The organism is Pseudomonas sp. PDM28 (assembly GCF_019219115.1).
Classification (GTDB): Bacteria; Pseudomonadota; Gammaproteobacteria; order Pseudomonadales; family Pseudomonadaceae; genus Aquipseudomonas; species Aquipseudomonas laurylsulfatiphila.
This window is the reverse complement of the sequence record NZ_JAHUWG010000019.1, coordinates 1-23,528: the sequence shown is the minus strand read 5'-3', so window position 1 is coordinate 23,528 and position 23,528 is coordinate 1. Positions and strand designations below refer to the sequence as shown.

Sequence of the window (23,528 nt, the reverse complement as noted above, 5' to 3'; positions counted from 1 at the left end):
CGGAGTAACTTGTGATGCTGATAATCTGTTGACTAGCAGTCTGACTCCACAAGCACCCACACGAATTGCTTGATTCAGTTGTTAAAGAGCGGTTGGTTAAGATCTTTCGTCTCAACCGAGGCGCGCACTCTACAGCACACACTCTCAAACTGCAACCTTAAAAGTTTTTGATTTTACTAATAAAATCAACTACTTAAGCCTGAACGAACACCAATATGCTCGTTAGCGGGAGGCGAATAATACAGTATTAAAATACGTGGTCAACCCCTACCTAGAAATTCTTTTCCCTTACCAAAGAGCCTAGGTTGCCACTATGAAAACTTCCAAGGCCTGTACAAAACATCAGGGCAGCAGAGTACTCAGAGCACGTCGTCACTAAATCGCCCCTTATTTCGTAGACGCTGACTGACCGCTTTTGGCTGTGGATTGCTGCCTGTCGCGACAGGCTGAAAACGACCCAGGCTGTGTAAAAACGCAGACGCCGTTTTGAAGTCCTCGCTTCTACGTTGAATCTGCAAACGTCCGGTTAGTTAGCAGACCTGGATTTTGCGTAGGTGCGTGTTTTTCGCACCGATTTTCATTGCCGCATCTGCCTTAAAATGTTTTTACACAGCCTCGCCCCATAGCTGTCACTCGCCAGCGGCAGCTGTCGACCGATCCTGTTGAAAAAGTCCGAGCGTAGTGGGCGACGCGCCGGGATCGCTTTTGGTTTCAAGCGTCAGGCGTGATGTTGTGCGGGCGGGCTTGGTTGCGGTGGGCGGGGTGTTCAGCGGGACATGTGGATGCCTTGGGTTTTTCGCGAGCGGGCTCGCTCCTACAGGGGGTTGTGGTTCAGTTCAGGGGGTTGTGTTGGCTGGGCTGGCGCCTTCGCGGGCAAGCCCGCTCCCACAGGGGTTGCGGTGAGCTGGCTGGCGTTGTTTGGCTCCAGTGGGTCGTGATTGTGGTGCACCCCCGCCATTGATAGTGGTTGGGCTGGCGCTTTCGCGAGCAGGCTCGCTCCCACAGGGTTAGCGGCGTACTTCAGCGCATCTGCTTCGTAGAATTACCCTCGGTTCTGATGCTTCTTCTCACCGGTAATGCTTGCTATACATCAGCCATCGACAGGCCCTTTCGGCATTAGGCCAGTGTGTGAACGCCCCTTGCGGCACTCATCTAGACTTAATGGATAGTCGTAGGCAGAACCGAGCACGTCGCTTTGGTGCAGGTCGATCAATAGCGGCGTGGCAAGCTGCCCTTTATGCCCAGTAGAGGTGCGGCGAAGACCGTGCCGGGCACAACAAGATGCCCGCTCAGGGTGCCCTGGCCAACGGCCTGAATTGCCACGATACCGTGACGTGGTGTGAGTGCCGCAGCCGACACTTTCGGACGACCGACGACCTTCTGGTTTGTCCGTGACCGTGAGGATTGCTGAATGCCTGATGAGATGTTGCACCTGCCTGTGGTCAACAGTTTGCTGGAGCGCCACAAGGGCTCTGCGGGTGCGCTGTTGCCCATTCTTCATGATATTCAGGAGCGTATCGGTTACGTCCCCGATGTCGCCGTCCCCGAGATTGCCCATGCCCTGAACCTGAGCCAGGCCGAGGTTCGTGGGGTGATCAGTTTTTACCATGACTTCCGTACTGCGCCGCCCGCGCGGCATATCCTGCGGCTGTGTCGGGCCGAGTCGTGCAAGAGCCGTGGTGCCGAGCAGTTGGCCGCGCAGTTGCGTGAACGGCTGCAACTGGACGATCACGGCAGCAGCGCCGATGGCAGCATCAGTTTGCGGCCGGTGTATTGCCTTGGGGCCTGTGCCTGTTCGCCCGCTCTGGAACTGGATGGCCGGGTGCATGCGCGGCTCAGTGCCGAGCGTCTGGATGCCTTGCTCGACGCTTGCCGGGAGGACGTGTGATGCCGACTCTTTATCTGCCCTGTGATTCGCTGGCCCGTGCTGTGGGTGCCGATGAAGTATCCACGGCCCTGATCACTCAGGCCAGGGAACGCAATCTGCCGCTGGAACTGCAGCGCACCAGTTCGCGCGGGCTGTATTGGCTGGAACCGTTGCTGGAGGTGGACAGCCCACAAGGCCGGATCGGTTTCGGTCCGTTGACCGCGGCTGATGTGCCGTCCGTGCTTGATGCGCTGCAAGGCGAGCCGTCTGCCCATCCACTGGCCTTGGGTCTGGTGGAAGAATTGCCCTATCTGAAGACTCAACAACGCCTGCTGTTCGCCCGCGCCGGCATTACCCGGCCGCTGTCGCTGGACGATTATCGGGCTCATGGTGGTTTCGAAGGTTTAAACAGGGCTGTCACCCTTGGCGGTGAGCAAACCGCGACTGCGGTGTTCGATTCAGGCCTGCGTGGCCGTGGCGGCGCAGCCTTCCCCGCCGGGATCAAATGGCGCACGGTGCGTGCGACCGAAGCGGCGCAAAAGTACATCGTGTGCAACGCCGACGAAGGCGACTCCGGCACCTTTGCCGACCGTATGCTGATGGAAGGCGACCCTTTCCTGCTGATCGAAGGCATGGCCATTGCCGGCCTGTGCGTCGGCGCCACCTACGGCTACATCTATGTGCGCTCGGAGTATCCGGATGCCGTGGCCACGCTGCGCAACGCGCTGCAGATTGCCCGGGAGAACGGTTACCTCGGCGCCAATGTTGGCGGCAGCGGTCAGGCCTTCGATATGGAAGTGCGCGTCGGTGCCGGTGCGTACATCTGCGGTGAGGAAACCGCGCTGCTGGACTCTCTCGAAGGCAAGCGCGGGATCGTCCGCGCCAAGCCGCCGATTCCTGCCTTGAAAGGCCTGTTTGGCCAGCCGACCCTGGTGCACAACGTGCTGACCCTGGCCTCGGTGCCGCAGATTCTGGCCAAGGGCGCGCAGTTCTATCGCGATTACGGTATGGGCCGTTCCCTGGGCACTATGCCCTTCCAGCTGGCGGGCAATATTCGTCAGGGCGGGCTGGTGGAACGGGCCTTTGGCCTGACCCTGCGGGAACTGGTGGAAGACTACGGCGGCGGTACCGCCAGTGGCCGGCCACTGAAGGCTGCGCAGGTGGGCGGCCCGCTCGGCGCCTGGGTGCCGCCGTCGCAATTCGACACGCCGCTGGATTACGAAGCCTTTGCCGCCATCGGCGCGATGCTCGGTCACGGTGGTGTGGTGGTGGCTGACGACACCCTGGACATGGCCCATATGGCGCGTTTCGCGATGGAGTTCTGCGCCGAGGAATCCTGTGGCAAATGCACGCCGTGCCGCATCGGCTCGACTCGGGGCGTGGAGGTGATCGACCGCTTGCTGGCCGCGCCGGACCAGAGCGGGCGCGATGAGCAGGTGATCATCCTCAAGGACCTGTGCGACACCCTGCAATACGGTTCGCTATGTGCGTTGGGCGGCATGGTTTCGTTTCCGGTCGCCAGCGCCCTCAAGCACTTCCCCGCCGACTTCGGCTTGCAGCCCTCGGAGGCCGAGCAATGATTACTCTCTTCGACCCGAACACCGATATCGACCTCGGCACTCCTGCCCGTGAGAGCGAGGTGCAAGTCACCCTGAGCATCGACGGCCGCAGCATCAGCGTGCCCGAAGGCACTTCGGTGATGCGCGCCGCCGCTCTGCTGGGCACCACCATTCCGAAACTCTGTGCCACCGACAGCCTGGAAGCCTTTGGCTCCTGCCGCATGTGCCTGGTGGAGATCGATGGCATGCGCGGTTATCCGGCGTCCTGCACCACGCCGGTCACTGAAGGCATGAGCGTACACACCCAGACGCAGAAGCTCGCGACCCTGCGGCGCAATGTCATGGAACTGTACATCTCCGATCACCCGCTGGACTGCCTGACCTGCTCGGCCAACGGCAACTGCGAGCTGCAAACCGTGGCCGGTCAGGTGGGCCTGCGGGAGGTGCGTTACGGCTATGAAGGCGACAACCATCTGGCTGATGTGAAGGACACCTCCAACCCCTACTTCGATTACGACCCGAGCAAGTGCATCGTCTGCAACCGTTGCGTGCGCGCCTGCGAAGAAACCCAGGGCACCTTTGCCCTGACCATCACCGGGCGCGGTTTTGAATCCCGGGTGGCCGCCGCCGGTGGGGATAACTTCCTCGACTCGGAATGCGTGTCCTGCGGCGCCTGTGTACAAGCCTGCCCTACCGCGACCCTGATGGAAAAAAGCGTGGTCGAACTGGGCCAGCCCGAACGCAGCGTGATCACCACCTGTGCCTATTGCGGCGTGGGCTGCTCGTTCCGCGCCGAGATGAAAGGCGACCAGCTGGTGCGCATGGTTCCGGACAAGAACGGCCAGGCCAACCACGGCCACTCCTGCGTCAAGGGGCGCTTTGCCTGGGGCTACGCCACCCACCCGGATCGCATCACCAAGCCGATGATCCGCCAGCACATCAACGACCCGTGGCAGGAAGTCAGCTGGGATGAAGCGGTGACCTACGCCGCCAGCGAATTCCGTCGGTTGCAGCAGAAATACGGCCGCGACTCCATTGGTGGCATCACCTCCAGCCGCTGCACCAACGAAGAAACCTATCTGGTGCAAAAACTGGTGCGCGCCGCGTTCGGCAACAACAACGTCGACACCTGTGCGCGAGTCTGCCACTCGCCGACCGGTTATGGCTTGAAACAGACCTTGGGCGAGTCCGCCGGCACCCAGAGTTTCGATTCGGTGATGCAGGCCGACGTGATCCTGGTGATGGGCGCCAACCCCAGCGACGCCCACCCGGTGTTCGCTTCCCAGCTCAAACGCCGCCTGCGTGAAGGCGCGCGGCTGATCGTCATCGATCCACGGCGCATTGATCTGGTGGACTCGGTGCATGCCCGCGCCGAATACCATTTGGCCCTGCGCCCGGGCACCAACGTCGCCATGCTCAACGCGCTGGCTCATGTCATCGTCACCGAAGGCTTGCTCAACCAGGCCTTTATCGACGCCCGTTGCGAGGGCAGCGATTTCGCCAACTGGAGTGAGTTCGTCAGCCGCGCGGAAAACTCGCCGGAAGTGCTGGGTGCCATCTGCGGTGTGCCCGCTGCCGACATCCGCGCTGCCGCGCGCCTGTATGCCACTGGCGGCAATGCGGCGATCTACTACGGCCTCGGCGTCACCGAGCACAGCCAGGGCAGCACGGCGGTCATGGGCATCGCCAACCTCGCGATGGCCACCGGCAACATCGGCCGCGAAGGCGTGGGCGTGAACCCGTTGCGGGGGCAGAACAACGTTCAGGGCTCCTGCGACATGGGGTCTTTCCCTCACGAGTTGCCCGGTTATCGGCACATCTCCAACGAGGTGGTGCGGGCGCAGTTCGAACAGGCGTGGAACGTCACCCTGCAACCTGATCCGGGGTTGCGCATTCCCAACATGTTCGAAGCAGCGCTGGGCGGCAGTTTCAAGGGCCTGTATTGCCAGGGTGAGGACATCGCCCAGAGCGATCCGAATACCCAGCACGTCACCGCCGCTTTGTCGGCGATGGAATGCGTGGTGGTGCAGGATATTTTCCTCAACGAAACCGCCAAGTTCGCCCACGTGTTCCTGCCGGGCAGTTCGTTTCTGGAAAAGGACGGCACCTTCACCAACGCCGAGCGACGCATCTCCCGGGTGCGCAAGGTCATGGACCCGCTGGGCGGCAAGGCCGACTGGGAAGGTACCGTGGCCCTGGCCAATGCCCTGGGTTACCCGATGCATTACAAACATCCGTCGGAAATCATGGATGAAATCGCCAGCCTGACGCCGACTTTCACCAACGTCAGCTACGCCGAACTGGACCGCCACGGCAGCCTGCAATGGCCGTGCAACGCCGAGGCGCCGGACGGTACGCCGACCATGCACATCGAGGAGTTCGTGCGCGGCAAGGGGCGTTTCATGCTCACCGGCTACGTGCCGACCGAGGAGAAGGTCAACACTCGTTATCCACTGCTGCTGACCACCGGGCGCATCCTCAGCCAGTACAACGTCGGCGCCCAGACCCGGCGCACCGAGAACGTCGCCTGGCACGACGAAGACCGCCTGGAAATCCACCCGACCGACGCCGAGAGCCGTGGCATCAACGAAGGTGACTGGGTCGGCATCGGCAGCCGCGCCGGGCAGACCGTGCTGCGTGCGCGAATCACCGAACGGGTCGCCCCGGGCGTGGTGTACACCACCTTCCACTTCCCGGAATCGGGGGCCAACGTGATCACCACCGACAACTCCGACTGGGCCACCAACTGTCCGGAGTACAAGGTCACGGCCGTGGAAGTCAGCCGCGTCTACCACCCTTCGGAGTGGCAGAAGCGCTTCCAGGAATTCACTGATGAGCAACATCGCCTGCTGAAGGAACGGCGGCATCCCGAGAAAGCCGAGGTGCGCAAATGAGTACGGACAATCTGATCAAGATGGCCAACCAGATCGCCCAGTACTTTGCCAGCCAGCCGGACCAGCAACAGGCGGTGCTCAGCGTGCGCAATCATCTGCAGATGTACTGGGCGCCGAGCATGCGCAAGGAATTGCTGGCCTGGCAGACGGAGCATAAAGGGGCGGACCTGCACCCGCTGGTGCAGGCGGCGGTGAGTGGGGCGGGTTGGGAGGCTTAGTCTGCTGGCTGCAAAAAAAACTGTGGGAGCGAGTGCTCGCGATGAGGGCTTAACATTCAGCATTTTTGCTGGCTGATACACCGCTATCGCGAGCAAGCTCGCTCCCACAGGGGATTTGTGCTGGGGTTGGGATTTGGGCTGGCCAGGCTACACCCTACTCCTCACCCTTCCTCGCGGCCGTCACCGTCACTTCAATCGCCCGGACACTGATCGCCGCAAACGTCGCCGTCATCAGTACCCCATTGAACCCCAGCAGGATCGCCAGTACCCGTGACACGCCCAGTTTGGGCACCAGTTCTCCGTAGCCGATGGTCAGGCCGGTCACGAAGGCAAAGTAGATGCCGTCATACGGGCTCCACCCTTCCAGGTGGGCGATGATGAGGCCGAACGCAATGATCACCAGCAGCAGTATCGAGAAGATCGGCCACACCACTTTGAAGTAGAACCAGACGGCCTTGTAGAACTCGTGGCGGACGTTTGATGCACGGGTGAGGTTCATGTCGTGGGCTTCCTGGGGATTGTCTGATGCACAGCGGTTCAATACCCCGTTCAGCTTGGCACAAGCGCTGAAAACTGCGATCAATGGGGCGTTATCTCTGGCCAGGACTATGACAAAGATGACGCCAAGCGGGCTATCCGGAAACCGCCTGCTGCTGGATTCCCTGTAGGAGCGAGCCTGCTCGCGATGGTCGTTAACGATTACGCGGGTTTCCTGGTTAAACGCAGCGCTCTCTAGTCCATCGCGAGCAGGCTCGCTCCTACAAGGTTTCTGGCTTTATCCCTCAGTTCACTTCCGTTTCCCGAATCAGCTTCTTGTTGATCTTGCCAACACTGGTCTTGGGGATTTCGGCGACGAACTTGAACTGCTTGGGGATCGCCCATTTGTTGATGCGGCCGCCGTCGACGAAGGCTTGCAGGTGCGTCTCGAGGATCTTACGATCCAGGTATTGCCCCGGCTCGCACACCACCATGGCCATGGGCCGTTCGCCCCACTGCTCATCGACGATGCCCACCACCGCGACGGACATGACGCCCGGGTGCTCGCTGATCAGGCTTTCCAGTTCCAGGGAGCTGATCCACTCGCCGCCGGTCTTGATCACGTCCTTGATGCGGTCCTTGATTTCCACGCCGCCCTGTTTGTCGATCGAGGCCATGTCGCCGGTGTGCAGCCAGCCGTTGTGCCACAGCTCCGCGCCTTTGTCCGGGGCCTTCAGATAGCCCTGGGTCAGCCACGGCGCACGCACCACGATCTCGCCCAGGGACTCGCCGTCATGGGCCACGTCGTTGCCCTCGGCGTCGATGATCTTCAGGTCGACCAGCGGCACCGGTGTGCCGGTCTTGATGCGGATCGGCAGCTGGGCTTCGGCGGATAGCTGAAGGTCCTCGTCGCGCAGGTAGGTCAGGCACAGCAACGGGCAGGTTTCCGACATGCCGTAGCCGGCGTGCACCACCATGCCTTTGGCGCTGGCTTCACTGGCGATGCCAAGCGTCAGGGCACTGCCGCCGAGGAGCATTTTCCAGCCGTCGAAACGGGTTGCCTTGCCTTCCTCGCAGTTGAGGATCATCTGCAGGATGGTCGGCACGCAGTGGGAGAAGGTCACCTTCTCTTCGCGGTACAGTCGGACCAGGCTATTGGGTTCGTAGCGACCGGGGTAGACCTGCTTGATGCCCATCAGGGTCGCGACATACGGCACGCCCCACGCATGCACGTGGAACATCGGCGTGATCGGCATGTACACATCGTCGGAACGCAGCAGCGGCTGGCCCTGATAGACGCCCAGGGTGCCGACGGCGTTCAGGGTGTGCAGCACCAGTTGCCGATGGCTGAAGTACACGCCTTTCGGGTCGCCGGTGGTGCCGGTGGTGTAGAACAGCGTGGCCACCGAGTTCTCGTCGAAATCCGGGAAGTCGTACTGGTCCGGGGCCAGGGACAGCAACTGCTCGTACTCACCGAGCACCGGCAGCGAGGTCGCGGTCGCCTCGTCATCGGTGAGCTGCAGGTAGCCTTTTACGGTTTCCAGCCGCCCGTGAATCTGTTCGACCAGGGGCAGGAAGTCGTCATGCACCAGCACCAGGTCATCCTCGGCGTGGTTCATGGTGAACAGCACCTGCTCCGGCGACAGACGAATGTTCACCGTGTGCAGCACCGCGCCGATCATCGGCACGGCGAAGAAGCATTCCAGGTAGCGGTGGCTGTCCCAGTCGAGCAGGGCCACGGTGTCACCCGCCTTGACCCCGGCCGCCGTCAGCGCATTGGCCAGGCGGCGGATGCGCTGGTTCAGCGTCTGGTAGCTGTAGCGCAGTTTGTCGGCGTAGACGATTTCCCGGCCCGGCTCGTAACGCACGCCGGACAGCAGCAATTGCTTGATCAGCAAGGGATAGGCATAAGCGCCGTCGGCAGGCGGAATTATTTTTGTTTTCAGCATGGTTGGAGTTCCTTGTCCTTCGATCAGAACTGATCGGCTTTCAGCTCGTAGAGGCAGTCACTACCGGCCTTGACCGATGCGCTCAACGAGTGGATACGCGGCAGCAACCGGGCGAAGTAGAAACGCGCGGTGGCCAGTTTGCTGGTGTAGAAGTCGTCTTCGGCATCCCCGTTGATGACGGCCTTGGCCATGCGCGCCCACATGTAGGCGTACGCGGTGTAGCCAAACACGTGCAGGTACTCGACCGAGGCCGCGCCGATTTCGTTCGGGTTGCCCTGGGCCCGGTCCAGCAGCCACGCGGTCAGCTCGTCGAGGGTGTCCACGGCGGCATTCAGCGGCTTGGTGAACTCGTCGAGGTCCGCAGCGGCGTTAGCGGTAAAGTTGCGGATTTCCGAGGCGAACAAGCGGTAGAGCGCCCCGCCGCTGCCGACGATCTTGCGCCCGGCCAGGTCCAGGGACTGGATGCCGTTGGTGCCTTCGTAGATCTGCGTGATGCGCACGTCGCGCACCAGTTGCTCCTGGCCCCACTCGCGAATGTAGCCGTGGCCGCCGAAGACCATCTGACCGTGCAAGGTGGTTTCCAGGCCCATGTCGGTGAGGAACGCCTTGGCCACCGGAGTCAGCAGTGCCACCAGTTCTTGCGCGCGATTACGCGTGACTTCGTCTTCGCTGTACCTGGCCGTGTCCAGTTGCAACGCGACGTAGCTGGAGAACGCACGGCCGCCTTCGTTCAAGGCTTTCATGGTCAACAGCATGCGGCGCACGTCCGGGTGCACGATGATCGGGTCGGCGGCCTTGTCCTTGTTCTGCGCACCGGTTGGCGCACGGCTTTGCAGACGGTCGCGGGCGTACGCGACGGCGTTCTGGTAGGAACGCTCGCCCTGGGCCAGGCCCTGGATGCCCACACCCAGACGCTCGTAGTTCATCATGGTGAACATCGCCGCCAGGCCTTTGTTCGGCGCGTCGACGATCCAGCCGGTGGCGCCATCGAAGTTCATCACGCAGGTGGCGGAGGCCTTGATGCCCATCTTGTGTTCGATGGAGCCACACGACAGCGCATTGTTTTCACCCAGCGAACCGTCGGCGTTGACCAGCACCTTGGGCACCAGGAACAGCGAGATGCCCTTCGGCCCCGCCGGTGCATCCGGCAGGCGCGCCAGTACCAGATGGATGATGTTCTCGGTCAGGTCGTGGTCGCCGCCGGTGATGAAGATCTTGCTGCCGCTGACCTTGTAACTGCCATCGGCCTGGGGTTCGGCCTTGGTGCGAATCAGGCCCAGGTCGGTGCCGGCGTGGGCTTCGGTCAGGCACATCGAACCGGTCCAGGTGCCGGCGTACATGTTTGGCAGATAGCGTTGCTTGAGCTCTTCGCTGGCGTGGGCCTTGATCGACAGGCAGGCACCGGCGGTCAGCATCGGGTACAGGCCGAACGACAGGCTGGCCGAGTTGACCATCTCTTCGACCTGCGCCGAAATCGCCTTGGGCATGCCCATGCCGCCGTACTGCGGATCACCGCCGACACCGACCCAACCACCCTCGGCGAAGGCTTGATAGGCCCCGGCAAAACCCTCTGGCGCGGTGACCGAACCATTGCTCCAGGTACAGCCCTGCTCGTCGGTGGCGCGGTTCAAGGGTGCGATGACTTCGCCAGTGATCTTGCCGGCCTCTTCGAGGATGGCAGCGGCGGTTTCTTCATCGATCACGTCGGCCAGGCCGGGCAAACTGGCCCAGAGCCGGGACACCTGGAAAACCTCGTTGAGTACGAAGCGCATGTCGCGCAGGGGAGCTTTGTATTCAGACATCTTGGCTTACTCGGAAGTGGTCAGGGCATGGGGCATGCCCGGACGTTCAGTGGATTCAGTGTTGTCGGCGGCGGTAGCGGAACCCGGCTGCGGGACCCGTTCGCGCAGCAGGAAATACGACAGGGCCGGAATCAGGATCAGCGCACCGAGCATGTTCCACAGGAACATGAAGGTCAGCAGGATGCCCATGTCGGCCTGGAACTTGATCGGCGACCAGACCCAGCACACCACGCCGGCGGCGAGGGTGATGCCCACCAGGCCGACCACCCGGCCGGTAAAGGACACGGCGTTGCGGTAGGCCTGGGACAGCGGCAGGCCCTGGCGCTGGAAGTGCAGTTGCACGCTGAGCAGGTACAGGGCGTAGTCCACGCCGATGCCGACACCGAGGGCGATCACCGGCAGGGTCGCGACTTTCACGCCGATGCCCATGGCCACCATCAGGGCCTCACAGAGGATCGAGGTCAGCACCAGGGGCAACAGCGCCACCAGCGTGGCCCGCCAGCTGCGGAAGGTGATCAGGCAGAACAACGTCACCGCCGCGTACACGTACAGCAGCATGGTGTGATTGGCTTCGCGCACCACGATGTTGGTCGCCGCCTCGATCCCGGCGCTGCCGGCGGCGAGCAGGAACTGGCGATCGTCGCTGCTGTTTTCTTTGGCGAACTTGTCTGCAATCGCCACCACCGCATCGAGGGTTTCGGCCTTGTGATCCTTGAGGAACGCGATCACCGGCATCAGCGAGCACTCGGTGTTGAACAGCTCCGGGGAGTTGACCGAGGCTTGCTGCGCGGCGTAGTTCAATACGTCCTGGTTGCGCTGGATGCTGTTGAGCTTGGGGTTGCCTTCGTAGGTGCCGGCGGTGATCTGCCGTACCGCGTTGACCAGCGAAGCCGTGGCCTGCACGCCCGGATACTGTTGCAGCTCCCAGGCCAGGCGGTCGGCGAGCACCAGGGTCTTGTAGTTCAGGCAGCCTTCCGGCGCGGTCTTGATCATCACCGCGAACAGGTCACTGGACAGCGCGTAGTGCTGGGTGATGTAGGCGTTGTCGCGGTTGTAGCGCGAGTCGGCGCGCAATTCCGGCGCACCGCTTTCCAGGTCGCCGATCTTCAGGTTGAGGCTGACCACGTAGCCGCCAATACCCATCAGCACCGCGACCAGCACGGCGCCTGTGGCCCACTTGGCGGTGGTGAAGCGATCGAGCGCGTCCCACAACCGGCCGAAGCCTTTATGCTTTTCGGCACGGGTGTCGATTTTCAGCGCGCGCTCGGCGGCCTTGGCGCCAACTCCGATATAGGACAGCGCCACCGGCATCAGCAACAGCGAGGTGAAGATCAGCACGGCGACGCCGATGCTGGCGGTGATCGCCAGGTCCTGGATCACCGGGATGTCGATCAGCATCAGTACCGCAAAGCCAACGGCATCGGCCAGCAATGCAGTGACGCCGGCGATGAACAGACGGCGGAAGGTATAACGCGCGGCGATCAGCTTGTGGGTGCCACGGGCGATGTCCTGCATGATGCCGTTCATCTTCTGCGCGGCGTGGGACACGCCGATGGCGAAGATCAAAAACGGCACCAGCACCGAGTACGGATCGATGGCGTAACCGAGCCAGGCGACGATGCCCAGTTGCCAGACCACCGCGACCAGCGAGCAGCCGACCACCAGCAAGGTGCTGCGCACGCAACGGGTGTAGGCGTAGATGATGGCCAGTGAAGTGACGACGGCCAGACCGAAGAACATCATCACCTGGATCAGGCCGTCGATCAGGTCGCCCATCAGTTTGGCGAAGCCGATAACCCGCACCTTGTAATGGCCGGAGCCTTCTACCCCGGATTTGCGCGCAGCGCTGTCGCCGGCGTATTCGATCTTGTCGCGCAACTGCTCTTCGAGCATCTGCGAGAACGCGTGGTAGTTGATGCGCTGGCCACCGGCGGCGGCTTTGTCCATCAGCGGCACGATCAGCATGGTCGACTTGAAGTCGCTGGCCACCAGGCTGCCGACAATGCCGGCGCGGGAAATGTTCTGGCGCAGTTGTTCGATCTGTTCAGGCCGCCCTGAATAGGTGTCGGGCATCACCGGGCCACCTTGGAAACCGTCCTCGGTGACTTCGGTCCAGCGTACCGCCGGGCTCCACAGCGACTTCATCCAGGCGCGGTCGACGCCTTCGGTGAGGAACAGTTGGTCGTTGACCTGCTTGAGTACGTCGAGGTATTCGGGATCGAAAATATCGCCCTGGGTGTTCTCCACCACCACGCGCACCGAGTTGCCCAACCCGCGCAGGGAGGCGCGGTTCTCCAGGAAGTTCTGGATGTACGGCTGGCTCTGCGGAATCATCTTTTCGAAGCTGGGACGCAGCTCCAGGCGCGTCGCCGCCATGTAGCCGAGCACCACGGTGGCCAGGGCCATCAGCAGCATGAACAGCGGACGGAAGTTGAACACCAGGCGTTCCAGGCGGTTGCCGGAGCGGTGGTCGAAATCACGCAGATCGCGGATCACCGGCATGGCGTCTTGTTTGATGTTGCCCATGTCTGGGTTCTCGCTCTTAGGGTTCGAGGGCTGGATCGGCGGACAGCGTCCGGGCACCACGGCTTCCCGCCAGCACCAGTGCGCCGTCGGTGGACTGGGCTGCGCCGGCGACCGGCGTCGGTGCCGGTTGCCGCACCAGATGCATCTGCGCGCCCGTCCCCTGGCTGACCAGCATCTGCCCGCCCTGGGTGAACAAGCGATAATTGCCACGGGCATCGATCAGGCCCGCGGTGATGCTGACGCGCAGGCCGCTGTCCAGCGCAGTCCAGCTCTGGCCGCCATCGGTGCTGCGCAGCACGTTGCCGCGCAGGCCGTAGACCAGCACTTCGCCAGGCTTGCCAAGCACGCCGAAGAAGCTGCCCTGATACGGCGTCGGCACGGCATTGAAGCGTTGGGCGTTGTCGTCCCACTTGAGCAACAGGCCTTGCTCGCCGGCGATGTACAACGCATCGCCAGTGGAGGCGATGGCGTTGAGGTGAAAGCCCTGAGGGTTGTCGGTGCGGTCCTGGAACGGCGTCCAGGTCTGGCCGCCGTCGTCGGTGCGCAGGATCAGGTTGAACACGCCGACCACATAGCCGGTTTTTTCGTTGGCGAACCAGACGTCGAGCAGCGGTTTGTCCGCGCCCTGATCGACTAGTCGTTGGCCTTCCATGGCCAACTGGGGCCATTGCTCGTTGCCCGGCTCGGCCTTGGCCAGCGCCGTGTAATGCTTGATCAGCAATTCGCCGATCTGGCGACCGTCGAGTTGCTTGTTCCAGGTCGCGCCGGCGTCGCTGCTGTGCAGCACTACACCGTCGTTACCGACCGCCCAGCCCTGGGCTGGCGTTGAAAAATTCACGGCGGTGAGATCGGCGCTGACCGGCACGGCGGCCTGCTGCCAATGCTGACCGGCATCATCGGAAAACAGAATATGGCCACGCTGGCCGACGGTAATCACGCGCCCGCCGGCGCGGGTCATGCCGGACAACGGGCTGTTGATCGCCAAGGCACTGACCCTGGCGGGCAGGTCCAGTACATCGACGTAATCGGCCGCCTGGGCGACGCCCTGCGACAGGCCGAGCACAACGCCGAACGCCAAACGCACAATATTATTTTTATACGAACACATGCTGCGTCCTCTTCGGAAAACCGCGTCGAGGCACACTTGCGTGTGCCTGACGTTCAAACCTCGCGCCGTGCAGGTCATGTGGGAGCGAGCTTGCTCGCGATGGTCGTGAACGATGACGCGTGCTGTCTGGATGCCCGCGTCGCCTTCTGGTCCATCGTCGGAACGCCGCCCGGAGCAAGCTCGCTCCCACAGTGGATCGTGACTTAGCGAATGCCGGCGCCTGCCAGGGATTCCGATGACCACTGCGCCTTGGAGAGCGGCTCGATGTACTTGATGCCGCCGTAAGGGCCGACCACACCGTTGATGTTGTACGAACCACCCACCAGGTCGTAGATCATGAAGGGCGTCGAATCCGGAACCTGCTTGTCATAGCTCTGGCTGAGGAAGGCGAAAGAACCACGATAGAGCTGACCACGGGCGTCATATTGATCCGAGGCCAGAGCGGTCCAGCTGTCTTCGTCGAGGTAGAAGCGGCGCTTGGCGTAGATGTGACGGGCACCGGCCTTGAGGTTGCCTTCGACGACCCACACGCGGTGTTTTTCCCAGCGCACGAAGTCAGGCGACAGGTGATTGGCAGTGGTCAGCGACTTCGGATCCTGGACGTAGGTCAGCTTGTAGGTGTTGTAGGGCACGATCATTTCCTGCTTGCCCACCAGCTTCCAGTCGTAGCGGTCCAGCGCACCGTTGAACACGAACACGTCATCGTAGGTGCCCGCACCGGCGGTACCCGGGTTAGGCGTGTCGTACGCCAGGCTCGGCGCCAGTTTCACCCGACGCTGACCCGGCAAGTACTGCCAGGCACGACGCGGCTGCTGCAAGGGGTTGGCGGCGTCCTTGAGCATGATCGCCTCGCCGGCACGGCGCGCAGGGCCGGTGTACGCCAGCTTCATCTGGTAGTACACGTCGGCGCTGCTGATCGGCTGCGAGAGGTTTTCATAGATCGGGTAGGAGATGTTCGCCTGCCCGGTGGTCGCCAAGCTTGGCACACCGGCGGAGTCGACGTTCCAGGAGTCGTACTTGGAGCTGATGCTGACGCCCTGGTAGCGCAGCAGGAAGTTCCACATCGCTTCGTTGCCCGACTGCGGAATCGGGAACGGAATGCCCGGCAACACGTTGTCGATGGCCAGGCCACCTTCCAGGGACTTGGCGCCGCTGGCGTTCTTCACGCCGTTATCCAGAATCGCTTGAGGCAGCGAAACGGTGCGGTGCGTCGGGAACACGTCGACACGGAACGTCGGGAAACGCTTGGCCAGTTCTACCGTGGTTGCCGTGAGCAGTCCCTTGTATTGATCGACGTTCTTGCCGTCGATCACCACCAGCGGTTTTTCACTGGCAAACGGATCCGGACGCATGCTGTCGCCAGCTTTGAAGCTGGCTGGCGCGGTGGTCAGGCCACCGTTGTAGGCGGGAATGGAGCCATCGGCGTTCCCGGCTTTTTCAGCCCCTACCTGTGTCAGGCTGGTGCCCAGTTTGGCAGCTTCCTGGGCTGAAACAGCGGCCTGTGCCTGGGCGGCGAAGACCATGGCCAGCGAAGCGGCCAACACGGTTTGTACAAATTTCATCTTGTTATTCTCCTGCTTGCATTGAGCAAATCAGTGGTGAATCAGAATGTTGTTTTCATCGTCAGGTACAGGGCGCCACGGTCCTCGGTCGTGGCACCCCCTCCGGAGAAGGACGAGTAGCCGCCGGCGTAGCAGGCGTAGTTTTCGTTGCCGCTGAAGGCGTTCGGGGTGGAGCCGTCGCCGCCGTTCGGGCCGGTACTCACACCGCTGACGTTGCACTTGTCGGTCTGGCCAAAGGAGTCCACGTACTTCAGGTCGACAAAGTATTTGTTGTACACAATGGCGCCCACGCCCACGGCATAGTTGCCGGTGTCCTTGGCACCGCCACCGGAGACCGGCGACACACCGTCGAGACCGACGTTGACGGACATCGGTGCGTTGAGATCGACACCGGGGAACACCTGGTACCAGGTCGGTGTGAAGTTGACTGCCAGACCCCAGTTGTCACGGGTCGGCGCGTCGATGCCGCGATAGCTGTCCTTGCCCTTGTAGAGCGCTTCGTTCTTGCTATCGAGCTTGAGCAGGTTGCTGTAGTACAGCTCGGCCAGCACGGTGGCCTGATCGAACACCGGGGTTTTCGGCAGGGTCATCAGACCGTTGAGTGTCCAGTGCAGGGTGTCGCCTGTGGCGCTCATACTGTCGCCACGGCTCGGGGTGTCGTAGACCACACCGGTGGCGTCCGTACGGGCAGGCAGCAGACCCAGACCTTGACCCAGGCCCAGCGGGCTGCGGGTACTGACGATCGCCGGGATACTGGCCAGCGGCATGTTGTGGCGAACGTTCAGGTCCGAACCGACGCTGATCCCGCCGACATCCTTGGACAGGCTCAGGCCAAGGATCTTGATGTTGTCGGCATAGGCCAGTTGATAGGTGGCGGTGTCCAGCGAATTGAGGGTGTTGATCACCGCAGGCACTTGCCCCGCCGGACGGGTGCCGTTCGGGTTGGCCGAAGTAATGCCCCTGGCGTCCAGATAGGCTTGCGGCAGGATTTCCGAAGTTTCGCGGTAGTAAACGCCGAGGGTGCCATCCAGCCACGCCGGCGACCACTTGGCCATGACGCCCCAGTCGCCGCTGTCATGCGGTGTCAGGTCCTTGCCGCGACGCACATTGGTCAAGGCGTTGCACGGCGCCAGGCCACAACCCAGCGGGCTGCCCGGGACCACGGCGTTGGTGTTGCCCAACAGGAACGATTGCGCGCCGAAGCCGACCAGGTCGGAACCACCGTAATAGGTGCCTGCTTCCGGCAGCCGCGCGGCATCCCAATTGAGGAAATACTGGGCACCCACGGTCAGCTCGGGATTGACGGTGAACGTCATCGACAGCTGGTTACGCGGAACGAACAGTTCCTTGGCCTCGGTACCCGGCGATGCGGCAAGCTTGGCCAGGTCGAGGCCGGACTGGCCATAGCTGACCGAGTGCACCGGGTTGAGAATGGTCTCGCCCCAGAACACGTTGTGCTGACCGGCCTTGGCGCTGAACATCGACTCCTCGCCCACTTCGGTGCTGTAGAACACGAAGGCATCGAGGATTTCACCGGAAGGACCGCTGTAGTAGCGCTGGGCATAGTTGCTCAGGTGCGGGCTGCCGTTGCCGACGTTGTCACGGGTGACCCCGGCCAGGCGCGGGTCGTTGGCAATCAGGCCCGAACGCGCATCGTTGCCGTTGACGAACGGGTTGGAATTGGAGCCGGTGTTGTCATAGGCCTTGTCGTACCAGCTGGCGGCGCTGACGCGAAAACCCATGGCGTTCTTGTAGACCACGTCCATTTCGGTCAACAGGTCGACACGGTTGGTGATGTTGGTGCCGGCCTTGCGGAAGTTGTAGTCGCCGTCGTTGTTGTTCGGCGTTCCCAACATGCGTTTGTCGGCGCTTTCGGTGCGCACGCCATAGTTGTACTTGATGGTGTTATCCACCCGTACGTTCCAGTCCGGATTCCCCGTCTCGATTTCGGCCGCATGGGCCACCGGTACGGTTGCCGCGAGAATGGCCGAGGCCAGCAAGGTGTAGCGTGGAGCGGTGAAGCCGTGACTCTTGTTGTTGTGCATTGCGTTGTCTCCGCCTTTTTGTATTTGTTTTTAGCGCAGCCGCCCTCACGCAAACCTCTTCGTGTTTGCGTTTAAGGAATGAGGGCAAATGCCGGTGGCGTACTGCCAGTCCAGCTCCTTGTACTAGCGGTCCAGCTCCAGGATGAGTGTTTCAGCTTGCGGCCAGTGGCCAAATCCTGCGGCCGGATTGAGGTGACCGACATCGCCCAGATTGAGCAATTCGGCGCCCCAGCCTTCTGCCATGCGGGCGACCGCAGGCAGCGTGGCAAGGTGATCGTTGGTGCTGCCGGCCACGATGCTGCGAAATGGCAGCGGGCCTTGTGGCAGAGGATTCCAGCCCTGGCTACGCAGGGTTTCGGAAGATGGATAGTTTGCCGGCCAGACCGCATCGAGGTCCGGTGGCGCGGCCAGCAAAGCGCCCTTGATCGGACGGCTGTAGTGCGCAGCCCAGTGCGCGACCATCAGTACGCCGGCACTGTGGGCCACCAGAATCACCGGCCCGTCGATCTGCTCGAGTTCGTGCTGGATGGCCCGCACGCGAGCCATGCAATCGAGCTTGTCGGTCTCCAGCGGCGGGACGCTACGCACGTTGCTCAGCCTGGCTTGCAGCAACGTTTGCCAATGTTCGGCCACGTGCTCGCGCAGACCTGGAACGATCAGAACGGTGGCGGCAGTTTGCAGTTTGTCCACGGTCAACACCTTCGCTTTCTCGATAACTCGACTGGCTGTTTTCGCCAGGGGCTTTTTGTAGGGTCGACATTAAAGAGCGCCCACCCGAAGCGCTTTACATTGGACGTCAGGCACTTTTCTTTTGATGACAAATTGTCGGACACTCAGACGCGTGACCGCCGGTCTAAAAACCCCGCAGGTTGGCGCAAGGTCACTGTAATCAACGGATGAGCGCTGATGGCTCCCTGCAGCGTAGAAGATGGGTGAGCGCACAGCATGAAAACCATCGACGACATGACAACTGTTCAACTGTTGATACGCTGGATATAGTCGCCACGCTCACGCCAATCGCCACCGGCACAGGGAAGCCCTCGCATGACCAAGCTTGTTCGCGCCGCCGTCTTGACCAACTACCTTGAGGTCACCCAGTACCTGGGTTTCAACCCGCGCGACGTGCTGGCCGCTGTCGGCCTGAGCAGGGCCCAACTGCAAGCCCCTGAACACCGCATCCAGATCGATGCCGCCGTGCGCCTGCTGGAAGACTCCGCCACCGCCAGCGGTTGCCAGACCTTCGGCCTGAGCATGGCCGAGTCGCGCCAGCTCTCGGACTTCGGCGTGGTCAGCCTGCTGCTCAGCCACCAGCGCACCCTGCGCGATGCCTTGCAGGTCGTGGTGGATTACCGACACCTGATGAACGACTCGCTGGCCATCTTCATCGAAGAGGCCGGCAAGATGGTGATCATTCGCGAAGAGGTGGTCACCGAAACACCCATGCCCAGCCGCCAGGCCACGGAGCTGGCGATCGGCGTGATGTTCCGGCTGTGCTCGGCCCTGCTGGGCTCACACTGGCATCCCTACAGCGTCAACTTCATGCACCAGGCACCGGACAACCTGCACCTGCACCGCCGGTTGTTTGGTTGCAAACTGGAGTTCGGCAGCGAGTTCAACGGCATCGTCTGCCCCGACATCAGCCTCGACATGACCAACCCCAACGCCGACCCGGCCATGGCCCGCTACGCCCAGAGCTACCTCGACTCGCTGCAGGGCCACGAAGGCACCTCGATGCTGTTCGAAGTACGCAAGGCGATCTACCTGCTGCTGCCCATGGGACGCGCCACCATCGAACAGGTCGCCCAGAGCCAGGGCATGAACGTGCGCACCCTGCAACGCCGCCTCAAGGACGACGGCTGCGCCTTCAACGACGTGATCAACGACGTGCGTCGAGACCTGGTGCTGCGTTATCTGGACAACCCGAACTACTCGCTGAGTCGGATTGCCGACATGCTTGGGTATTCGATGGCGAGTTCGTTTACGCGGTGGTTTATCAGTCAGTTCGGGATGCCGCCGGCGACTTGGCGGGCTCAGAAGCAGGGGGGTGTGAAAGTGCAGGTGGATGCGGTGGGGCAGGTTGTTCCCAAAGCACCCTGATTCGTCGAGACCACCGATACCCCGACATGACACTTGCAGTTGAAAAGCAGCTAATCGGCATGTTTTCGACGATGCCGGACGAGATTCCACGACTGCTTAAATACTTTCTTACACCCCGGTGCCTCGCAACTATAGGTCTGCTCGCCATTATGCGTTCGACGATGTCGGGTGAGACTCGACGACTGGCTAAACGCTTGGTTACACCCCGGCTCCGAGCAAATATAGCGCTGCTCGCCCGTATGTATTCGACGATGTCGGGCGAGACTCGGCGCCTGGCTAAACGCTTTGTTACACCCCGGCTCCGTGCAACTATAGCGCTGCTCGCTAGTATGCCTTCGACGATGTTGGGCGAGATTCGACGACTGGTTAAACGCTTTGTTACACCCCGGCTCCGTGCAAATATAGGGCTGCTCGCCAGTATGAATTCGACGATGTAAAGCCAGTTGATCCGCCCGCGCAAACGCTTTGCTACATTCCGGTCCATCACAGGTGAAAGGTTTCTCCCCGGTATGTTTTTTTAGATGCCGTGCAAGATTTTGCTTGTTTGAAAAAAATTTACCGCACATGGAGCAGGTATGTGGATTTAGCCCTTCGGGTGAAACGCCCGACGAGCCGGGGATGAGAGACACCGGAGCGACCGTTGTCGGTTGAGGTTGAGGTTGAGTTGATTCAGTATCATCCGGGTCGGAATCGCCTTCGTTATTTCCAATGATAGACCCCTGAAGCCCTTGACGAACGTCGCCCCAAAAAGCCCTTCGGGCATCCTCCGCCAACTCTTTTTTGGTACGGAGTACCCCACCAGCCTTTCGAAACTCTTCGACAGACACCCTTACTCTTCCATCACCGTCCGTAAAACTCACCGGCGAATTCCCCACAAACCCATACAGATTCAACCCATCCACCGCCCCCGCCGGATCGGGATTGATCCAGCGACTCAACCACGGCGCAAAATACCGATAACCGTAGTAATACAACCCGGTCGCATCCCGCTCCTTGCCTGAATAACGAATGGTTTTCCACACGCCGCTCTGGTCGCTGTGGTCCTCCCACGCCGTGCCGCCGAACGGGTAATACGCTTCCCGGCTTTGCACGTTGGCGTGGTCGTCGAGTTCCAGCGTGCCGGAGCCCAGATGGTCGGTCAGGTGGTAGCGCAACGCGAACGTCGGCGCATGCGGCCCTTGCAGCCATGTCACCCGATTGCGCCCGGCCTCCAGGTCAAGCACCTGGTGCACAGGGGCGCCGTTGCGAAAGTGGATTTCCAGTCCCGGCAGGTAGCGTACTTCGGTGATCACGGTTCGAGCATCGGTCAGGGCCGTGCGGACTTTGCGCAGGCGCTTGCCTCCGCCGCCGTAGAGGTAGCGTTCGGTGTCGTCGGCTTCATTCTCCCGTTGTACCGGCGACACGCTGGTCAGTTGGTTGCGCACATCCCAGGTCATGGCTTGGCCACGCTGCAGGAAACGCAAGTTGCCATTGCGGTCGAAGTGGTTGTCGAAATCCAGCGTCTGATCCTCTTCGAGCAAGCTGCGATTGCTGTTCGCGGCAACAGTCCAGCGCCGCGTGAAGGGTTGCGCGCCGAGGTGCCGCAGTTCGGTCATGTTGCCGGCCGGGTCGTAGTCGTACTCTTCGCGATAGTTGAATACGGCGTTGGGGTCTGCTGAGGTTCGGTACTGGCTGATGGGATAAACCGAAGATCGCTCGGCCTCCCAACCCGTGGCACTGATCAACTGACCGAGGCTGTCGTAGCCGAAGCTCCGCAGCGCGTCGACGCGCTGGTTTTTGTAGAAACGCACCGGCAATGCGTGGTCCTTGATGCCCACGATGTTGCCAGCCGCATCGACTTCGTAACGCAGGTCCTGCAATGGTGGAGCCTTCGGCAACCCGGCGGCCAAACGCAGCAAGCGGCCGTCGCTGGGGGCGTACTCGGCTTCGGTAACCACGCCGTTGCCGGCGGTTTCCCGTTCGACCTGATGGCTCGGGTTGTAGCGAATATCGTGGACCAGGCACTGGCCGGGGGCCGGGCTATTCGCCGGTTGCAGCCAGCCCTCCTTGACCTGCCCGGCCACGGTGTAACCGAATCGCCGACGGTGGCCGCTGGCATCGATGAGGCTCAGCAAATCCCCCGCCGGACTGTAAGACCAGCGACTCTCCAGCCCCACCCCGGATTCAAGTGATGCATCACGTACCGACTCGTCCAGCGGCCAATCGGGCGTGTCCAACTCCGTGAGAAAGTGGCTGATTTCACTTTGCGCCAGCCCCAGCAAATCGTACTCGGGCATATGCCGGGTGCCGGCTGGATCGTCGTGGCGAATCAGTCGACCACATTGATTGCCGACCTCGATATCGGAGGCGCCATACTTGAAGCGTTCAACCACCCGCCCCGCCTCACCACGTGCCTGCTCCAACACCGCCGTCGGGCGTAGCGAGGTGTCGTATTCAAAGTCCTGCCGCGAGCCTCGGCTGTCCCACTGGCTCAGGGTTTCACCGGCTTGCCCCAGCAGTAACACCCGCCAACCGGCATCGACGCTGTCCGTCGCCAAGACCTGCCCCGGCAAACTAAAGCCATTGCGCATCGCCGGCGCAGCCAACCGCGAATCCCACTGTTCAACCCCACGCCCCGCCGCATCGAATACCTGTCGCGTGACCCGCGCCTCGGGCGTTTGTCCGACCGCCGCGCGCCAGTAGGTCACACCACGCACAGCGAGCCCTCGCGGATCCATGACCGTGAGGGTGGGCGTGGCGTGATGCACAGAGGGATTGTTCATCGGCTCTGGATAGCATTCGCGGTCGGCCAGCGTCTACTGTCAGAAATTACAGGTGAAGCCAGGGCATGAACGTGCGCACCCTGCAACGCCGACGACGGCTGCGCCTTCAATCGCTGGCAAGCCAGCTCCCACAAGGGACCGTGCCCACGATAAAACTGTAGGAGCCAGCTTGCTGGCGATGGACTCCAGTGCGCCGCGTTCATCCAGTTCACCCGCGTTATCGTTAACGACCATCGCAGGCAAGCCAGCTCCCACAGGGGGCCGTGCCCACGCTAAAACTGTAGGAGCCAGCCTGCTGGCGATGGACTCACGTGCGCCGCGTTTATCCGGTTAACACGCGTTATCGTTGACGACCATCGCTGGCAAGCCAGCTCCCACAAAGGCCCGCCCCCACACTGAAACTGTAGGAGCCAGCCTGCTGGCGATGGACTCAAGTGCGCCGCGTTTATCCAGGTCACACGCGTAATCGTTAACGACCATCGCTGGCAGGCCAGCTCCTATGTATGGACTCGCCCCCACTGTCTACCCGCTTTTGAAAAACCGCTGCCCCGTTGCATCTATGTATTAGGCCTATTCATGGAAGCCGTCTTCGGCTTCTGGCCAAAATTGGAAAAGCTCGTGGTATGCCGATTACAGTCAGGCCTCGAAGGCCAGTAGGAGCT

The 23,528-nt window shown here is 61.7% G+C and carries 14 protein-coding genes; 5 read left to right on the top strand and 9 right to left on the bottom strand.

Annotation, left to right across the window (positions count from 1 at the left end; genetic code table 11):
* Positions 1 to 1,411: 1,411 nt before the first annotated feature.
* Genes KW841_RS29250 through KW841_RS29235 form a run of 4 tightly spaced genes read left to right on the top strand, consistent with a single transcriptional unit; the run spans position 1,412 to position 6,538 of the window.
* On the top strand, positions 1,412 to 1,888 hold the full coding sequence (locus KW841_RS29250) for a formate dehydrogenase subunit gamma (protein ID WP_015093614.1): 477 nt from the start codon (positions 1,412 to 1,414) through the stop codon (positions 1,886 to 1,888).
* The gene (locus KW841_RS29245) at positions 1,888 to 3,447 is read left to right on the top strand and encodes an NADH-quinone oxidoreductase subunit NuoF (RefSeq protein WP_218480733.1); all 1,560 of its coding nucleotides are present in this window, start codon (positions 1,888 to 1,890) and stop codon (positions 3,445 to 3,447) included. The genes KW841_RS29250 and KW841_RS29245 overlap by 1 nt, the downstream gene beginning before the upstream one ends.
* Entirely contained in the window at positions 3,444 to 6,320 is a 2,877-nt protein-coding gene (gene fdhF / locus KW841_RS29240) for a formate dehydrogenase subunit alpha (protein WP_218480732.1), read from the top strand. Before KW841_RS29245 ends, fdhF begins: the two co-directional genes overlap by 4 nt.
* A complete protein-coding gene (locus KW841_RS29235; protein ID WP_007971952.1) occupies positions 6,317 to 6,538 on the top strand; it encodes a formate dehydrogenase subunit delta in 222 nt (73 codons plus the stop codon). Before fdhF ends, KW841_RS29235 begins: the two co-directional genes overlap by 4 nt.
* A gap of 154 nt (positions 6,539 to 6,692) precedes the next feature.
* Here KW841_RS29235 and KW841_RS29230 read toward each other — a convergent pair whose 3' ends face one another.
* The 8 genes from KW841_RS29230 to KW841_RS29195 all read right to left on the bottom strand — a co-directional run bounded on the left by KW841_RS29230 (position 6,693) and on the right by KW841_RS29195 (position 18,697).
* A complete protein-coding gene (locus KW841_RS29230; RefSeq protein ID WP_218480731.1) occupies positions 6,693 to 7,037 on the bottom strand; it encodes a potassium channel family protein in 345 nt (114 codons plus the stop codon).
* A gap of 283 nt (positions 7,038 to 7,320) precedes the next feature.
* The gene (locus KW841_RS29225; RefSeq protein ID WP_218480730.1) at positions 7,321 to 8,964 is read right to left on the bottom strand and encodes a fatty acid--CoA ligase; all 1,644 of its coding nucleotides are present in this window, start codon (positions 8,962 to 8,964) and stop codon (positions 7,321 to 7,323) included.
* Positions 8,965 to 8,987: 23 nt separating this feature from the next.
* The gene (locus tag KW841_RS29220) at positions 8,988 to 10,766 is read right to left on the bottom strand and encodes an acyl-CoA dehydrogenase C-terminal domain-containing protein (protein ID WP_218480729.1); all 1,779 of its coding nucleotides are present in this window, start codon (positions 10,764 to 10,766) and stop codon (positions 8,988 to 8,990) included.
* Between the two features lie 6 nt (positions 10,767 to 10,772).
* Complete coding sequence (locus tag KW841_RS29215) at positions 10,773 to 13,292, bottom strand: RND family transporter (protein WP_218480728.1); 2,520 nt, start codon at positions 13,290 to 13,292, stop codon at positions 10,773 to 10,775.
* 16 nt (positions 13,293 to 13,308) lie between these two features.
* Positions 13,309 to 14,400, bottom strand: a complete 1,092-nt coding sequence (locus KW841_RS29210; protein WP_218480727.1) for a YCF48-related protein — start codon at positions 14,398 to 14,400, stop codon at positions 13,309 to 13,311.
* A gap of 203 nt (positions 14,401 to 14,603) precedes the next feature.
* Complete coding sequence (locus tag KW841_RS29205) at positions 14,604 to 15,962, bottom strand: DUF1329 domain-containing protein (protein ID WP_218480726.1); 1,359 nt, start codon at positions 15,960 to 15,962, stop codon at positions 14,604 to 14,606.
* 41 nt (positions 15,963 to 16,003) lie between these two features.
* The gene (locus KW841_RS29200) at positions 16,004 to 18,007 is read right to left on the bottom strand and encodes a DUF1302 domain-containing protein (RefSeq protein ID WP_218480725.1); all 2,004 of its coding nucleotides are present in this window, start codon (positions 18,005 to 18,007) and stop codon (positions 16,004 to 16,006) included.
* A gap of 123 nt (positions 18,008 to 18,130) precedes the next feature.
* On the bottom strand, positions 18,131 to 18,697 hold the full coding sequence (locus KW841_RS29195) for an alpha/beta hydrolase (RefSeq protein ID WP_218480724.1): 567 nt from the start codon (positions 18,695 to 18,697) through the stop codon (positions 18,131 to 18,133).
* 354 nt (positions 18,698 to 19,051) lie between these two features.
* On the opposite strand from KW841_RS29195, the gene KW841_RS29190 reads away from it, so the two are divergent.
* Positions 19,052 to 20,104 (top strand): AraC family transcriptional regulator, encoded by a 1,053-nt coding sequence (locus KW841_RS29190; RefSeq protein WP_218480723.1) that lies wholly within the window; start codon positions 19,052 to 19,054, stop codon positions 20,102 to 20,104.
* Between the two features lie 50 nt (positions 20,105 to 20,154).
* On the opposite strand, the gene KW841_RS29185 is transcribed toward KW841_RS29190, so the two are convergent.
* Positions 20,155 to 22,866 (bottom strand): C2H2-type zinc finger protein, encoded by a 2,712-nt coding sequence (locus tag KW841_RS29185; protein WP_218480722.1) that lies wholly within the window; start codon positions 22,864 to 22,866, stop codon positions 20,155 to 20,157.
* Positions 22,867 to 23,528: the final 662 nt, after the last annotated feature.

Coding starts and splice junctions, on each gene's coding strand:
- KW841_RS29250 (WP_015093614.1), top strand. CDS start 1,412: ATGCCTGATGAGATGTTGCACCTGCCTGTGGTCAACAGTTTGCTGGAG.
- KW841_RS29245 (WP_218480733.1), top strand. CDS start 1,888: ATGCCGACTCTTTATCTGCCCTGTGATTCGCTGGCCCGTGCTGTGGGT.
- fdhF (WP_218480732.1), top strand. CDS start 3,444: ATGATTACTCTCTTCGACCCGAACACCGATATCGACCTCGGCACTCCT.
- KW841_RS29235 (WP_007971952.1), top strand. CDS start 6,317: ATGAGTACGGACAATCTGATCAAGATGGCCAACCAGATCGCCCAGTAC.
- KW841_RS29230 (WP_218480731.1), bottom strand. CDS start 7,037: ATGAACCTCACCCGTGCATCAAACGTCCGCCACGAGTTCTACAAGGCC.
- KW841_RS29225 (WP_218480730.1), bottom strand. CDS start 8,964: ATGCTGAAAACAAAAATAATTCCGCCTGCCGACGGCGCTTATGCCTAT.
- KW841_RS29220 (WP_218480729.1), bottom strand. CDS start 10,766: ATGTCTGAATACAAAGCTCCCCTGCGCGACATGCGCTTCGTACTCAAC.
- KW841_RS29215 (WP_218480728.1), bottom strand. CDS start 13,292: ATGGGCAACATCAAACAAGACGCCATGCCGGTGATCCGCGATCTGCGT.
- KW841_RS29210 (WP_218480727.1), bottom strand. CDS start 14,400: ATGTGTTCGTATAAAAATAATATTGTGCGTTTGGCGTTCGGCGTTGTG.
- KW841_RS29205 (WP_218480726.1), bottom strand. CDS start 15,962: ATGAAATTTGTACAAACCGTGTTGGCCGCTTCGCTGGCCATGGTCTTC.
- KW841_RS29200 (WP_218480725.1), bottom strand. CDS start 18,007: ATGCACAACAACAAGAGTCACGGCTTCACCGCTCCACGCTACACCTTG.
- KW841_RS29190 (WP_218480723.1), top strand. CDS start 19,052: ATGACCAAGCTTGTTCGCGCCGCCGTCTTGACCAACTACCTTGAGGTC.
- KW841_RS29185 (WP_218480722.1), bottom strand. CDS start 22,866: ATGAACAATCCCTCTGTGCATCACGCCACGCCCACCCTCACGGTCATG.